Annotated in this window: 10 protein-coding genes and 1 pseudogene; 2 read left to right on the forward strand and 9 right to left on the reverse strand. The window is 35.9% G+C overall.

The genetic code is table 11. The features are described 5' to 3' along the window. Positions 1-108: pseudogene (locus tag ACVRZD_RS10070) on the forward strand (IS30 family transposase); the annotation flags it as partial. 27 nt (positions 109-135) lie between these two features. Here the strand turns inward: ACVRZD_RS10070 and ACVRZD_RS10075 are convergent. The 4 genes from ACVRZD_RS10075 to rexB all read right to left on the reverse strand — a co-directional run bounded on the left by ACVRZD_RS10075 (position 136) and on the right by rexB (position 9,135). After that, a complete protein-coding gene (locus tag ACVRZD_RS10075) occupies positions 136-948 on the reverse strand; it encodes a transporter substrate-binding domain-containing protein (protein ID WP_447450471.1) in 813 nt (270 codons plus the stop codon). Between the two features lie 30 nt (positions 949-978). After that, positions 979-2,094: an aminotransferase gene (locus ACVRZD_RS10080; RefSeq protein WP_447450472.1), complete on the reverse strand. Its 1,116-nt coding sequence runs from the start codon at positions 2,092-2,094 to the stop codon at positions 979-981. 149 nt (positions 2,095-2,243) lie between these two features. Beyond that, complete coding sequence (gene addA / locus ACVRZD_RS10085) at positions 2,244-5,882, reverse strand: helicase-exonuclease AddAB subunit AddA (RefSeq protein WP_447450473.1); 3,639 nt, start codon at positions 5,880-5,882, stop codon at positions 2,244-2,246. Further along, positions 5,872-9,135: an ATP-dependent nuclease subunit B gene (rexB, locus tag ACVRZD_RS10090; protein ID WP_447450474.1), complete on the reverse strand. Its 3,264-nt coding sequence runs from the start codon at positions 9,133-9,135 to the stop codon at positions 5,872-5,874. The genes addA and rexB overlap by 11 nt, the downstream gene beginning before the upstream one ends. Before the next feature lie 186 nt (positions 9,136-9,321). Between rexB and ypfJ the strand changes: the two genes are divergently transcribed. Further along, the gene (ypfJ, locus tag ACVRZD_RS10095; RefSeq protein WP_447450475.1) at positions 9,322-10,260 is read left to right on the forward strand and encodes a KPN_02809 family neutral zinc metallopeptidase; all 939 of its coding nucleotides are present in this window, start codon (positions 9,322-9,324) and stop codon (positions 10,258-10,260) included. 336 nt (positions 10,261-10,596) lie between these two features. Here ypfJ and ACVRZD_RS10100 read toward each other — a convergent pair whose 3' ends face one another. From ACVRZD_RS10100 to ACVRZD_RS10120, 5 genes are all read right to left on the reverse strand, one after another. Continuing rightward, positions 10,597-10,965 carry an OsmC family protein gene (locus ACVRZD_RS10100; protein ID WP_037627485.1) on the reverse strand — a complete coding sequence of 123 codons (369 nt, stop codon included), beginning with the start codon at positions 10,963-10,965 and terminating at the stop codon, positions 10,597-10,599. Between the two features lie 588 nt (positions 10,966-11,553). Next, positions 11,554-13,959 carry a phenylalanine--tRNA ligase subunit beta gene (gene pheT / locus ACVRZD_RS10105; protein ID WP_447450476.1) on the reverse strand — a complete coding sequence of 802 codons (2,406 nt, stop codon included), beginning with the start codon at positions 13,957-13,959 and terminating at the stop codon, positions 11,554-11,556. Positions 13,960-13,973: 14 nt separating this feature from the next. After that, positions 13,974-14,498, reverse strand: a complete 525-nt coding sequence (locus ACVRZD_RS10110) for a GNAT family N-acetyltransferase (RefSeq protein WP_037627487.1) — start codon at positions 14,496-14,498, stop codon at positions 13,974-13,976. Between the two features lie 86 nt (positions 14,499-14,584). After that, positions 14,585-15,628, reverse strand: coding sequence for a phenylalanine--tRNA ligase subunit alpha (gene pheS / locus ACVRZD_RS10115; protein WP_447450477.1), 1,044 nt, complete (start codon positions 15,626-15,628; stop codon positions 14,585-14,587). 212 nt (positions 15,629-15,840) lie between these two features. Beyond that, positions 15,841-16,029 (reverse strand): hypothetical protein (locus tag ACVRZD_RS10120; protein WP_447450478.1); only part of this gene is annotated, 189 nt, incomplete at its 5' end.

A 16,029-nucleotide genomic window follows, 5' to 3' on the forward strand; every position in this document is an offset into this window, starting at 1 on the left:
AAGAATGCGACCCTAAAACAGGTCGCATTCATTGAAAATTGGATAAATAACTATCCTAAAAAAATACTAGATTATAAATCTCCTAAAGAGTTTTTACTAAATGGCTAACTTGAACTTGTAATTTGCCCAATCTGATTACTCTACTGCTTTTCCTGTTAATTTTGCAGCATCTTTAATAAATTGTTTGTAACCATCTTTTTCTTTTAATTTTGCAATAACTTTATCTGTAGTTGCTTTAAGTGCTTTACTACCTTTTGGCATTGCTACTGCTTTCGCATCTCCTTCACCCGTTTTTAATTTATAGCTTGCAATTGCTAAATCTGGGTTTTGCGCTAAATATCCTTCTGCTACAGGTCCTTCTAAATCAACAGCATCAACTTGGCCAGATTTTAATTCATTAATCACTTCACTCATTGAAGTTAATGAAATAATATGTGATGACTTCAACTGTTCCTTAGATAATCCTTCTTCAATTGTACCTTTTTGAACCGCTACTTTTTTATTCGCTAAATTATCCAAGGTTTGTAATCGGTTTTTAGTTGAAGCTTTAATCAAGATGGCATTTTCAGTGGAATAGTAAGGTTTTGAAAAGTCATAGACTTTTGCACGTTCTTTCGTATACGAAATTCCTGAAATGGCCATATCAGCTTTTCCAGTTTGAACACTAGACAAAACATTGTCAAAACTCATTGCCGAAATTTCAAGTTTAACACCTAATTCATCTGCAATTGCTTGAGCTAATTGGATATCTGAACCGACAACCGTATCCTTCCCGTCTTTTAAAGTTTTGAATTCAAATGGTGCATAATCAGGACTAACTGCGACGACTAGTTTTCCATCTTTTTTGATTTGATCTTGTAAACTTACTTTACTACCATTTCCACATGCAGATAGGCTTAAAAGAGTTGTTATTGCTACTAAACTTGTGATCATTTGTTTTTTATTCATGTTATGATTCCTTTTTTCTATTTTCATTAGTTAGTGATAACTATTGAGGGCTTGACTTAAACAATTTAAGCCTGCCACTAAAATGTCTTTATTACAGGTATAGCCAATTCTGACATATGATTCTTTGTTAAAACGATTTCCAGGAACAACAAGTGTGCCATATTCTGATAAGAGGTAGCGACAAAAGTCCTCAATTGGCCCATTACTATCTAATTTCACAAAAGCTGTTGAAACGTTTTTAGGGGGGATTAAGCTAGCTTTTTCTTCTTGATTGACCCAATTTTCTAAGATAGAAAGGTTTTCCGAGACAATCTTTTCATTTCTCCTGAGAATTTTATCGGCATTTGAAAGTGCTAGACTAGCAACCGTGTCATCGAAGACACCTGCACAAATCATCGTATAATCTCGATAATTCTTAATTATCTCACACAAACTTTCAGCGGCAGCAATCCAACCAACACGTAACCCGGGCAATGAAAAAGTCTTGGATAAACTATTGACACTTATTCCTTTATCATACAGATCGGCAATACCTAGCAAAGCAGGCTGATTAAAAGAGTGATAAACCTCATCAGCTAAGATATACGCATCGCAAGAACGGGCAATTGAGATCAGCTCTAAGAGATAGTCTTCATCCATATAAGCACCTGTTGGGTTATTGGCATTATTAATAGCAATCAGTTTAGTTTTGGGACCAACTAACTGTCTTAACTCGTCCAAATCAGGCAACCAGTTATTAGCCTCCTTGATTTGCCAGTAGTCAACATGTGCACCCATTGACAGTGGTAAATCATAAAGTTGTTGATAACTTGGATAGTGAGCAACGATGTGGTCACCTGGTTCTACCAAAGCATAAAGAACTGTCAGGTTTGCACCTGTTGCTCCATTGCTTTGCAGGATATTAGCCGGTCTTTGATGTTGATATAAAGTTGAAACAGCTTGCTTAAACTGAGGTGACCCTTCAATCCAACCATAATCCAAGGTCTTATCCATCAGCATTTGATAGAATTCATCAGCATCTGTTCCTGTTAACTCAAATAACTCTCTTAATGACAATGATGAAATAGAAGCCCCAGCTATATCATACTTAGCAGACTTTTCATTTTCATTTAACCATTCCTCAACACCAAAGATAGGTAACTTCATAAATCTCCTCCTGTATAATAATTAATAGAATAACGGATATTTATTCATTTGTCAATACTTTTTGAATAAAAATTCTAAAATAATAAAAAGAGAGTGGGACAAACACCCATGAGGACTTTGTCCTCATGGGTGTTTGTCCCAGACTCCATTTACAAAGCAATGACTTCTACGTTTTTTCCGCCTAACAAAATAAGATATTTGTCAACTTTTTCAACGCCATAAGCTTCTCTCAAAGCCTCTGCATAAAGTTCCATTTGACTGTGATAGCGATTAGCAAGATCCAGAGAATTGTGATATTTATCCGTTTTATAATCAAATAAAATAATACGGTCATCAAACCGCAAGAATCCGTCAATAATTCCACGAACAACAAACTTTTCTTGGCTTAAACTATCTTTTTTAAGCATGGCAAACGGAGCTTCACGATAAAGATGGTCTCTTTCTTTTAGGATTAATCGCCCTAGTTCCGTATGATGAAAGAAATCATATATTTTTTTGATATCAAGGCTCTCTTTAACCTTTTCATCAACAGCAATTAGCTCCTCTTTGGTTGTTTCTATAGCCATTAAAGAGACAGCCTCAGAAATTGGTATGCGTTGCATTAATTCATGCATAGCCGATCCAATATCACTTGCTAAAAGAGCCTTATTTTTTGAAAAATCAGGTAAGCTGATACTATTTTTCCTTACTTTGGCTTTGGTCATCACGTCAATACCATCAATTGGCATCACTGGTTCATAAAATTTCTTTATCTGACTTGGAGTACGGACAGTAGGTAAATTAATGGCAGCTTGATAGGTTTGGTTTAAAATTTGAACCTTGTCTAACATATCAATCGCACGCGCAATCTCATTAGTTTGGCGATTATCCTTGATATCATCAGAAAACAGGACTTGTTTCATTTCCAATTGACCTATTTCTTGATCACTTAATTGCTCATCATTAATGTAATCAAGTGTAAAGTGTAACTCTTTTTGTGGAAAAGCAGCTTGAATAGCTAGTAACCACTCTTGAAAACTTTGCATGCGTTCTCTTAAGGCCTTTGGTAAGTGATTTCCCTCTCTTTGACCATCAAATTTATCAACTAGTTTGGCCTTACTCCCTTTACCAATCATATAAAGTTTTTTCTCTGCCCTGGTCATCGCTACATAAAAGAGTCTCATCTGTTCTGACAGGGTGGCATACTTCAATTCTGTTCGATTTAACTGATAAGGAAGTGTTTCTAGATAAACCTTTAGACTGTTTAACTTATCTGCCTGTAATTGATCTTTTACATCAGCCAAGTACTTTATACCTGCCCCCTCTTTACGACTTAATATCATAGAGGAATGCAAATCAGTTAAAGCGAATTTCTTATCACAGTTTAAGATAAAAACATATTTAAACTCTAATCCTTTTGACTTATGAATCGTCATAATGCTAACAGCTTCTTTGGGTTTTGCTACATCAACGTCTGCTAAATCATTTTGATTCGTTAGAATCTTATCAATCATCCCGATAAATCGCGTTAAACCTTTAAAACCCGTCTTTTCAAACTGTTGTGCACGCAAGGCCAAAGCATATAAATTAGCCTGTGCTTGCTCAGCTTTGGGTAATGTGCCAACAAAATCAAAGTAAAAGCGATCGTTATAAATTTTCCAAATCAATGAGTAAAGTGACTGTTTCTGCGAATAAACTCGCCAGTTTTTCAATATCTCTAAAAACTGACTAATTTTCTCACCTAACTCGCTAGTAATTAATTGTCGATGCTGACCCTGTCCTGATTGCGCATGTTTTAACTTATCATAAAAACTGTCAAGTTTTTCCGTGTCACCTTTTTGCATGGCAATTCTTGCCAATTGATCCTCATCAAAGTTAAACATCGGTGATCTTAAAAGTGCGACCAAGGCGTAATCATTATAGGGATTGTTAATCGAGCGAAGGGTTTCTAGCATTACCATCACTTCAACAGATTTAAGGTAGTTTTCTTGACCGCCATCAGCAACTAATGGTATACCGTACTGGCTAAAGGTTTGAAAAATACTATCATTCCGTGTTCTGGAAGACACTAATAATGTTATTTCAGAAAATGCGACATCTTCTTCCTGATGGAGTCGGATGATTTCCTTTGCTACTATTTTAACTTCACCTGAGCTAATACCATCTACTTCATTTTCAGATTCCATTTCTTGATTTGTGTCATCTGTGTCATAGATCAGAACTTGAGCTTGATTGGCTAAGTGTAATTCTTTTTGTCTTGAACTTCCAGCTAGCAATTGATGGTTTTTATCATATAAAATATCACCTATTTCTTCATCCATTAGATGACTAAAAACGGCATTGGTCACATCCAAAACGTCACTTTGACTACGAAAATTTTCCTTTAATAAAATTAACTTGCCAGCATTAAGATGCTCCTGATAGTCTTTAAACTTACTGTTAAAAATTTGAGGATCAGCCTGTCTAAACCGATAAATCGACTGTTTAATATCCCCAACCATAAAACGATTTTGCCCATTGGACAAGAGTTCCAAGAGGCGTTCTTGCATATGATTATTGTCTTGATATTCATCAACCATGACTTCATGGTATTTGTTTTGATAAATTTGTCTGATATCAAGGTTATTTTCTAAAATAGTAATGGCAAAATGGGCAATATCCGAAAATTCATAGGCGTTTTCTATTTTTTTTCGTTCGAGATAGCTTTTAGAAAAGGCAATAACAAAGTCTTTCAAGAGCATTAAAAGTGGTATACTTTCAGCTTGATAGTGAAAAATTGTATCTAAATGACGCAAACTTTTTAAACTTGTCTGAATTTGTTTATAGATAGGATAAGTTTTTTTATTGACCACAATCCCATCACCTGATGGTAACAATTCAGAAACCTCAAAAGCTAATTGGCTTAATTTCTCTTTACCATAAGAATTATAGAAATCACTAGCACAGGTTTCTAGGAAGTCGATTATGCGTAAATGTCCTGTGTATTTAGCCGTAGGCTTTCCATCTTTTTTCAGTTGTGGGTAACCGTCCATTTCCGTCACACCTCTTAAATTATGAGCTGTTTGAGTGAGGACTTCAAGAAAATCAGTCACCATTTGATCTGGTAAAGTAGCGTAATCTTGATAAGTTAATGCTGCCTTCAAGAAGTTTTCTTCTAGCCACAACTTAGGATTTTCTGTTGATTGACTAAATGTATATACTTTATTAACAACATCTTTAAACCCACTGGTATCTTTTCGATTGCCAGAGAAATTTTTAACTAATTTAAAAAATACCTCTGCTTTATCTGATGCCGCATATTCTTCAAATAGCCCTTTATATACAATATCTTTTAGCACATCTTGTTCAGATTTGTCTTGCATAATCCGATACTTTGGAGCAATCCCAATTGTATAGCCATACTCGGATATTAATTTTTGAGTAAAAGCATCCATAGTCCCGATATCAGCTAAATAAAGGGATTGTAACTGATTATTGAGAAATGCTTTGATCTCATAATCGTCGCTTGTTTTGATTGCTTCAATCAGCTTCTTTTCTAAGCGTTCTTTTAATTCTGTAGCTGCCTTCACCGTAAACGTGGAAATAAAGAGTGAGTCAATCGAAACCCCTCGCATCACTTTGTCAATGATTCTCTCAACCATGACAAAGGTCTTCCCAGAACCCGCAGAGGCTGATACAAGAATATTTTGACCACTAGTATAAATAGCTTCAATTTGCTCAGGTGTTCGTTTTTGAATCTTATTTGAATGTGCTTCTTGCTCTTGTAAGAGTTTTATTTCCTTATCAGTTAAAAATGGCTTAAAGGTCATCACTTGTCACCTCCTTGTTCATTAATGTTAGAAATCCTTGTCTTTTTTCACGTGTTGGTAAGGTCACCAAGTGTCTAGCTTGTCCCATATCCAAATCAGATTCAAATCGTGTGATTGCCTTCAGTTGATCACCTCTTACACTTTTACCATCTTCTGTATAAGGATTTATCAAAAAATGACCTTGTCTGATCAGGGTTTCAGCTTCTTCGTAAAGAAATTGATTATAAGCTAATAGTTGGTCTACTTCTTCTTGACTATATAAATTATTAGTGGTCTGATAAGAGCCATCCGATAATTTTTCTTTTTCATCTTCTAAGAAAATACCCTTATAGGTCAAATCTTTATAGACTTTTTCGACTAATTTGTCATCTAATTGATTAAAATCCTTCAAGTCTAGTTTTGGATCTTGTAAATGCAAATACATGGCCCCAAAAAGAGACATAGGCTGTTCTTTACTGGACATCGCTGCCGCTTTAGCCTTTAGTGCCGCCAAATAAGTTACCAATTGTGAATTCAGACCATTATAAAAACGGCCAATATCAAATTTGTTAGCACTAGATTTATAATCAACAATGCCAATACTATTTCCTACTAATTGATCAATCCTGTCAATTTTTCCAGTGACTGTTAACTGATTATTAATAGGTAATTCAAATGCTTCTTCTTGACCAATAACTGTTAAGTCTTGATTAATTTTTAAAATACTAGCAGTCGATTTTGCGATATCTTCTAAAACTTGCAAACTAAATCTGCCTTGGGCATCTTCTGTATAATAAGATTTAAACTGACGGTCTTGACGTGTTGCTTCTAGAGCATCCTCAACTTTTTGATCAAATGTAACAGGGCGATCATCAGCCATTATTGTTTCAAATACTTGGTGCAAATAGGTTCCATGTTGTCTAGCATCTGGATGAATACTTTGTAACTCTTGAAGCCCTAAAACATATTGTAAGAAATATTTATACTGATTGTCATAAAAAACTGTCAAGGCTGATGTTGATAATGCCATGGTCTGTCCTTTAGGATATCGTAAAGCAAGAACTTCATCACTGATTGTTTGAGTTTGTAGATGATTTTTCGCTTGTGGTAACTCAAGATTTTCACTTGCTAGTCTTTTTTTCAAGTAGCGTAACATGACCGTCCAGAAATTTTTATCATCCTCATTAAGCTCATCAGCCAATTCACTTCGATTGATGTCGACTAGTTGAGATAGCAATGATTTATAATTTCCAATATCTAATTCCGAACGAGATAAACTATTCTTTATTTTTTCCTCTATTTCTATCCCAAAAGAGGACAGTGTCTTGAGGTAAGGAGATATCTCTTGACTTGTTTCATTTAATACCAAAGGAAAACTGAGCAATAAGTCACTAGTAGCTGCATTGAAAAGCGAAAGAGCCGTAAATTGATTCTTTTTACTATTTTCGTGACTTGCAATATCAAACCGATGAAAATAGTCTTGTTCTTCATTTGTCACTTCTCGCTCATGATCCGTAATAAGACTAGTATTTTTGACGTGTTTCGGAAAATGATTTTGAGTCATTCCTATTGCCATGACGAATGCTTTACTATGGGGTTCGACAAGATCATACGATTTAATCGTAACAACATCTAAGGTAGCTGGAACTGCCCGGTATGTAGCTGACTGCATAGCTATTTTCAATAACGATAACACCTGATCTAGACCAAGCTTTTCGTTTGCAAAAACCAAATGACAATCTTCCAAAATACCAACAAATGTTTTCCAAACTTCTTGATCTCGTTCTTGTTCATTTTCATCTTGTTGTTCCATCATTGCTTGAAAATTGTGAGGAAGGTCGACAGTCGTCAAAAAGTGTAGTAACTTATCGAGCAGTGATTGCCCTTTTTGTTTTTGACTCTTGAACAAAGCTGATAACGCACTAAAACAGTAGTCACGAACCTGATTAATCAGCTCTAAATTAAAACGAAAGGCCCCTTTCCCATCTCCAGAATTAATGTCAAAAGTGCGTGAAAATTTAGTAAAACCATTGATATCAGCAAATTCAAGATATGCTTCAAATTGATCAATCCAATCCCTCTCAAAGCAACCAAATAAGCCGGATTTCAAAAGATTAACAAGATCTTCCCGACGCCAATTATATGACCGGCACCTCTCCAAAGACTCGACGAACTGAACCAAGGGATAATGCAAAATAGCTTCCCTACGCCCCAAATAATACGGGATATCATACTTGTCAAAAATAGGTCCAATTTGAGCCTGATAAGCCTCGACATCCCCTAAGAGGACTAAAATATCCTTATAACGATAGCCCTGATAAAGCTTATGCCGAATTGCCTTAGCGATATGCTCAATTTCTTCTTTTTGATTCAAAGACTGCCAGATATGAATCCGTTCTTTAGCTTGCGCTGGCAACACCTTGTCACTTTGACTAAAATCTGTTTCAGCCTCCAATAATTCACTTAGAACCTGAAAACTCTCGTCATAAACGAACTCACTAGTGACATACTCTGGCTTTACCTGATAATGGTCTGATAAGTCTCTAAGAAATTCTAAACTTGCTTGATAAAGATTACCCTCAGTAAATGATTTCTGGTAAGCTTTTTGACTGATATAAGTTCCAACAATAACCAACTTACATTTTTCATTTAGAGCAGCAACTAAAGCTTCTTCTTCTGCTGAAAATCTGGTAAAGCCGTCAATAACAACAACAGTATTATCTAATTGATAATCAAAATACCCTTGACTAATATGATCAGTAAAAGTACTTAATGGACTTTCTTGTGACAAGGATTCCGTTTGCAGCAACTCTTCAATTTTCGAAAAAATAGTAATAAGGTCCTTAGCCTTATTTTCATTTTCAAATACAATATCAAAAATAGATAAGTTTGACACTTTTAATTCTTTATACAAGTCTTTTAACTGTTCGACAAAGGTTAAATCAGTTCGTAATTGACTATAGACTGTTAAATCATCTTCTGAAAGTTGCATGAGACTTCTATAAATAACCATCACTAATGCAGCATCCGATAGACTCTTTGTCTCTTGCTTCATATCTAGTGTAAAATAGCGAGCCATTTGCACAAATCGAGTCACTGTAATATCAAATGATGCTTCTTGAGGTAATAATTCTAAAACTGTACGTTCTTTTTCAAATGACAAGGAATTTGGTGCAATATAAAAAACCTTACTTCCAAGTTCTACATAATCTTGCGCATGTTTGACTAGGATTTGTGTCAAAGAATAATTGATATCAGTATAAAGTAATCTCATCAGTGACCTACTCTCTTTATTTAGTATTCTCATTATATCAAAATTCCAACTTTATACAGATGTAGAAATGACGGACTCACCGAAAAAGAATCATTTCAATTAAGAAATCAAGCAATTCTAAGTGAAATAAATTATAATAGAACTATAAAAACTGCAAGTGAGTTAAAAACTTAAAGGAGAGTATTTATGAAAACGGATAATATGAGAGAAAGTCAAAATGTTGAAGATAGACGTGGCGACTCATCTGGTTCCTACGGAGGTGGTTTTGGTAGCGGTGGAGGTGGTGGAGGCCTTGGGCTCCTTCTCCAACTTCTCTTTTCACGAGGCGGTTGGAAAACTAAAATTATTATTTTAATCGTTGTGGTCATCATGGGGGGCAGTGGTCTATCAGGCATTTTTTCTGGAAGACAAGGTAGTACAGGCAACAATAATTCTTACCAATCAACACAAGTTACCCAAACAAAGAGTGCTGCAGCAACCGAGAGCCAGGTTAAATTTGTGAGTAAAGTTTTTGCTTCAACAGAGGATTATTGGACTGAACAGTTCAATAAAGAAGGAAAAACCTACGATAAGCCAAAATTAGTGCTTTATACCGGTTCCATTCAAACAGCCTGCGGACAAGGTCAAGCTGCAGCAGGACCCTTTTACTGCTCAGGAGATAACAAAGTTTATCTAGACATTTCTTTTTACAACGAATTAAGTGATAAATATGGTGCAGCTGGTGACTTTGCAATGGCTTATGTTATCGCTCATGAAGTGGGTCACCATGTACAGAATCAATTAGGAACTACAGAGCAGTATATTCAAGAAAGACAAGGAAAAAGTAAGACTGAAGCTAATCAACTAAATGTGCAATTAGAATTACAAGCTGACTATTATGCTGGTGCTTGGGCAAAATATGTTCAAGGGGAAGGTCTTCTAGATAAAGGGGATATAGAAGAAGCCATGGCTGCAGCAAACGCTGTAGGTGATGATAAATTGCAAAAAGAAGCCTATGGAAGAACGATGCCTGACAGCTTTACACACGGAACATCAGAGCAACGTAAACGTTGGTTCGACAAAGGATTAGAGTATGGAGATATCAAACACGGTGATACCTTCACAGTTCCATATAATGCTTTATAAAAAACAAGGGTGTTTAATAGAATCCACTGAAAAAGTAGATTCTTAATGGCTAGTATGTTAAAACAAAAAGAGGAAAACTCAAAATTTGAGTTTTCCTCTTTTTATAGCCCTATTTGTAGTTTATTAAAGTGATAATTCGCTTCAAATCGACTATAAATTGTGAATAAGTCAGTTTATCTTGAAGGTTATCTGCGCTATTCTTTGTAGGAAATTCAGATTTGATTGCCTCATTATATAAGGTTATTTAACCCAATGATTGCCAAGACGCTCTGATTATCTATCACCAAGCTCAACTGTAACTATAAATAAGAAAAGGATACCTTATGGCACCTTTCTTTAGTTGTGAGTAAACTCTAATGTGATCTTCAAATCTTGTCGCAATATTTTTTTGACATTACAGTGTTTTGAAATATAATCGCGTAAAGCTTGATCAGTTTCTTTATCCAACTTTTCTGGTAATTGAATCGTTTGGCTAAACTGATCATTCTCAAAACTAGTATCAACAGTGATAGGCATGACGTCAATTGAATGGTACCTTTTATAAAAACCTTGGATACACATCGTAACACAGGCTCCAAGAGCAATAACCATTAGGCTCATTGGGGTATTACCATCTTTGGTATGTCCGAATAATTCGATGCTACTTCCATAGCTTTCTGATTGCGCATGGTAGAGTCTATCTCCAGTAACTTTAGCTTGATACATAACTCATTCACCTCATTTTTTTCTTTATTATATCAAAATGAAACCAGAAAAACTAAAAGTGCGTTTAGCAATTGATAATTGTAAAACTCACTAAAATAGGTGATAACCTTTCTGACTGAGCGAAGCACCTTCCTTTCATCAATTTTGCCCAACTAAGCAAGCAGCAAAATCAAGACATTCCAAAAGTTTGTTATCTGTGTTAAGTCCCAACAAAGACTACAATAGTATGTTTGTTCCTATTAGTAGCTGATTTTTGAGAGAATTAGGATAAACCAGCTAATACTGTTGCTAGCATAACTTACTACTTTAGAACCAGCCATTTTTCTAGTTACTGATGACCTTTCCTGAAGCCTGCTTAGTTTTCATGTCATTATGAACAGTATCCCTCTGTTTACTTCATCCATCAAAACATCATAAGCACATCCTCTTAGTTCAGATCTAACGACTGTCATCTTCTGACTCAGTAACTAATTTAAGGTAATCAGAACAGTATAGATTAGTAATCAAATGGCTAATAATAGCTTCATCAGTCACTTTTTTATTCAGTTGTGATACCAAAAAACCTGAACATACATTCAGGTTTACTTATTATCTAACTTCTGCTTTAACTTGGTTAACTAAAGCATTTGTAATTTTTTCCATGTATTTAGCAACTTCTTCATCAGTTAAACTATCATTCGGATTTTGGAAAGTTAAGCTATATGCCATTGATTTTTTACCTTCACCAAGCGAAGCTCCGGCGTAGACGTCAAATAATTTAACTGATTTAAGACATTTAACTTTTGCAGAATTAATCACCTCTAAAATAGTTTGATGACTAATTTCTTGGTCTAATAAAAGTGCAATATCACGGGAAACAGCTGGGATTTTAGGAATATCTTGGAAGATGTAGTCCTCAGTCACGAGTTCCTCAATTGCATTTAAATTTAGCTCAGCAACATAGGTAGCTGGAATATTATAATCATTTGCTGTTTGTGGATGAAGTTGTCCGACAAAACCAATCAACTTGTCATTATGATAAATTCGTGCTGTACGACCTGGATGCATCGTTACCATATCTTTTTCCACTTGATAAGTGACCGTGAGGCCGAGTTTCTCAAATAAGACTTCAAGAATCCCTTTGATATAGAAGAAATCTACTGGTTGAGCTTGTGTTTGGAAATCTTTATCTTCAACAAAACCAGAAATAGCAACTGCAAATGTATCAATCTCTTCAGGTAAATCTACTTTTGGATCGCCAGTTTGATGGAAAATTTTTCCAATTTCATAAATGGCAATATTACTATTTTTTCTCGCAACATTATAAGCAACAGTATCTAGCATTCCTGATACCACATTTTGACGAAGAGTCGAACGATCAATTGTCATTGGCCACATCAACTCCGTTAGGTTACTTGTTTCAATGGTGAAAGCTGTTGCCTTCTCAGGTGTTGTTAAAGCATAAGAAATAATCTCTGTTAAACCAGTAGCTTCAGCAATTGTTCTAACCTGACGACGTAATGTTTGAATTGCTGTTAATTCTCCAGCAGTTCCCCCAGCATCTGGTAATGTGGTTGGCAAATTATCATATCCATAAATACGAGCGATTTCTTCAACAAGATCAGCCTGAATGGTAATATCCCATCTGCGACGAGGTAATGAAACGGTGAAGTGCTCAGTAGAGCCAGTTAAGCCAAAGCCAAGCTTGTCAAAAATAGCCTCAATATCAGCATAAGTGAGTTCCGTTCCCAAACGGACATTAACATAATCCAAATTTGTTGAAACGTGAACAGGCTCTGTTGGTAACTGGCCAGCAACAACTTGTCCAGATAAAACAGTTCCATTTGCTAGTTCTGTAAGCATTGCTGCAGCGAAATCTAAAGCTTCTAAAACGGTGTCATAATTAACACCCTTTTCAAAACGAGATGAACTTTCAGAACGCAAGTTCAGACGACCACTTGTTTTACGAACTGATTTGCCATCAAAAACAGCAGCTTCAAGAACCACATTTTTTGAATTATTGTCAATCTCAGTCTCTTTTCCACCCATAACACCAGCTAATGCGACAGCTTTGTCATTAACCGAAATAACAATATCTTCTTCAATCAAATCACGTTCTTCCCCATCTAGGGTAACCAATTTTTCACCAGCTTTAGCTTGACGGGCAACAATTTTTTCACCTTCAAATTTATCAAAATCAAAGGCATGCATTGGTTGTCCAAAGTATAAGAGGACGTAGTTTGTTACATCAACGACGTTATTAATCGGACGAATACCAGCATTCATCAAGAGATTTTGTAACCATTGTGGACTTGGGGCAATCGTCACATTTTCAACAAGTCGACTCGCATAAGTAAGTACGTTATCACTTTCAATAGTTACTTCTAAGCGATCACTTGCTTTTTTATCACTTTCCACCAGGTCTTTCTCTGGAAAAGTTACTGCTTTTCCATAAATCGCTGCCACTTCATGGGCAACACCACGCATTGATAGAGCATCTGCACGATTAGGTGTGATTGATAATTCAATAATGTCATCATCTAACCCAAGGATTGGAAAAATGCTTTCACCAGGAATAGCATCTTCTGGTAAAATTTGAATACCTTCTGAAAATTCTTTTGGAATAATGGAATCTGATAAGCCAAGTTCTTGTAACGAACAAATCATCCCTAAAGATTCCATCCCACGAATTTTACCTTTTTTAATTTTATAATTATCAGCAATGCGCGCTCCTGGAATAGCTACAATAACCTTAATACCAGCTTTTACGTTAGGTGCACCACAGACAATTTGACGAGGTTCATCATCACCTGTATCTACTTGACAAAGATGCAAGTGAGTATCTGGAACATCTTCACACGATAGGATATGACCTACCACCAGTTTTGATAAACCTTCTGAAGGTACCTCAACTCCTTCAACCTCAATCCCTGTCGTTGACATTTTTTCTGCAAGTTCTGCCGAAGGAACGTCAATAGCAACTAATTCTTTTAACCATTTATAAGATACTAACATACTTCTCTTTCTTTCTATTTCAATGCTTTTTTCATTAACCAATCTGTGTCTATTAAATCACCTACCGCAAATGAATGTTCTGAAAATTTTTCAAAGCCATATTTCTGGTACAAAGCCTGAGCTTTAAGATTATTTTCCCAAACTCCAAGCCAAGCCCAATCACGACCCGAATCATAGGCTCTATCTAAGGCAAATTCAAAAAGATATTTACCTAACCCCATCCCCTGAAACTTATTGAGTAAGTAAATCCGTTGGATTTCAAAGGCACTTTCTAGCTCATGTTCAGTCTGAGAACTATCCCAATTAACCTTTAAATAACCCGCAATCTCATTATTTAGCCGAATAAAATAGACTAAACAATTTGGGTCCTTTAACTCACCAACTAATTTCTCAATCGTATAATCCTGCTCAAAAAATTCTTGTAATTGTTGCTCGGTATTATGACCGCCAAAAGTTTCCGTGAATGTTTGGATAGCTAGCGCCTGCAACTCTTCTACTTCATGTGCCTTCACTAAATCAATGGTAATATTACTTTCCATACTATCTCCCTTGAATACACACTTTTTTACAAAGTAAGGACATCGTGTGTAGCTCTAAAATATTATCTATTGTAAGCCTCTGCTACTTATTTAAATTGTTCTGAAAAACGAGCATCTCCTTGGTAGAATCCACGAATATCGTTTATACCATAGCGAAGCATTGCAATTCTCTCTTGTCCAAGACCAAAAGCAAAGCCTGAATAAACTTCTGGATCAACACCTGACATCTCAAGGACACTTGGATGAACCATACCTGCTCCAAGAATTTCAATCCAACCTGTTTTTTTGCAGACATTACAGCCTTTACCACCACATTTAAAACAAGACACGTCAACTTCAACCGAAGGTTCTGTAAATGGGAAGAAAGACGGACGTAAACGGATTTTTCGTTCGTCACCAAACATTTTCTTGATAATCATTTCAAGTGTGCCTTTTAGGTCTCCCATTGAAATATTTTTGCCAACGACTAAACCTTCAATTTGATGGAACTGATGCGAATGAGTGGCATCATCTGTATCACGTCGAAATACTCGGCCTGGTGAGACCATTTTAAGTGGTCCATTAGAGAAATCATGCTGATCAAGTGTTCGAGCTTGAACAGGACTTGTATGTGTTCGTAATAAGATTTCTTCTGTAATATAGAATGTATCTTGCATATCACGTGCTGGATGGTCTTTGGGCAAATTCATACGTTCAAAGTTATAATAGTCTTTTTCAACTTCATAACCATCGACAATTTGGAAACCCATTCCTAAGAAGATATCTTCGATTTCCTCACTGGTTTGGCTTAAAATATGACGGTTGCCAAGTTTCATTTGACGACCTGGTAAGGTCACATCAATACTTTCAGCATCCAATTGTGCTTGAATTTTAGCTGCTTCAACAATTTTTGCTTGTGATTCAAACGCCTGTGTTAATATATCACGCACTTCATTAACCTGTTTACCGACAATCGGTTTTTGGTCATTTGGAAGATCTTTTAAACCTTTCAATAAATCTGTTAGAGAGCCTTTTTTTCCTAATACGGCAACGCGTAGCTCTTGTAATTCTTTAGTTTGATTACCTGTTAATGCTTGTAACTCTGCTAGAGTTTGCGTTTTTAATTGTTCTAATTGTGTTTGTAAATCCATTGTATTCCCTTCTTTTGGAAAATAAAAAAGCGTGCCAAATCTCCACAATATGCGGAGCGTTGACACGCGGTACCATCCGTTTTCATCTGAATTTTCAGACCTTAATTATTAGTCAGATGTGAGTGAATTCGTGACAGTTTCATCAAGAAGGCTTTCAGTCTAAGGCCTTCACTCCCTGTTAATTTCCCTGTCATTACTAGTCTCACCGACTACTATTCAATTACTACCATTCTATCAGAAAACTTGATGCTTGACAACAGGCAAGTCATTGCACTCCACGCCTTTCGCATGAAAACTTTCTCCTCACCTTTTTGTGCCCTCACATCTTTTTTGAAAAGATAGCTTTTTAAATGGGTCATTTTCTTACCCTCTGTTTCCAAATAATTGTTCCAAGTAATCTT

Source organism: Streptococcus hongkongensis (assembly GCF_053206145.1).

What these genes read in the sequence shown, in the direction of transcription:
- ACVRZD_RS10075 (WP_447450471.1), bottom strand. Translation starts at nt 948, where the DNA reads ATGAATAAAAAACAAATGATCACAAGTTTAGTAGCAATAACAACTCTT.
- ACVRZD_RS10100 (WP_037627485.1), bottom strand. Translation starts at nt 10,965, where the DNA reads ATGTATCAAGCTAAAGTTACTGGAGATAGACTCTACCATGCGCAATCA.
- pheS (WP_447450477.1), bottom strand. Translation starts at nt 15,628, where the DNA reads ATGGATTTACAAACACAATTAGAACAATTAAAAACGCAAACTCTAGCA.
- addA (WP_447450473.1), bottom strand. Translation starts at nt 5,882, where the DNA reads ATGACCTTTAAGCCATTTTTAACTGATAAGGAAATAAAACTCTTACAA.
- pheT (WP_447450476.1), bottom strand. Translation starts at nt 13,959, where the DNA reads ATGTTAGTATCTTATAAATGGTTAAAAGAATTAGTTGCTATTGACGTT.
- ypfJ (WP_447450475.1), top strand. Translation starts at nt 9,322, where the DNA reads ATGAAAACGGATAATATGAGAGAAAGTCAAAATGTTGAAGATAGACGT.
- ACVRZD_RS10110 (WP_037627487.1), bottom strand. Translation starts at nt 14,498, where the DNA reads ATGGAAAGTAATATTACCATTGATTTAGTGAAGGCACATGAAGTAGAA.
- rexB (WP_447450474.1), bottom strand. Translation starts at nt 9,135, where the DNA reads ATGAGATTACTTTATACTGATATCAATTATTCTTTGACACAAATCCTA.
- ACVRZD_RS10080 (WP_447450472.1), bottom strand. Translation starts at nt 2,094, where the DNA reads ATGAAGTTACCTATCTTTGGTGTTGAGGAATGGTTAAATGAAAATGAA.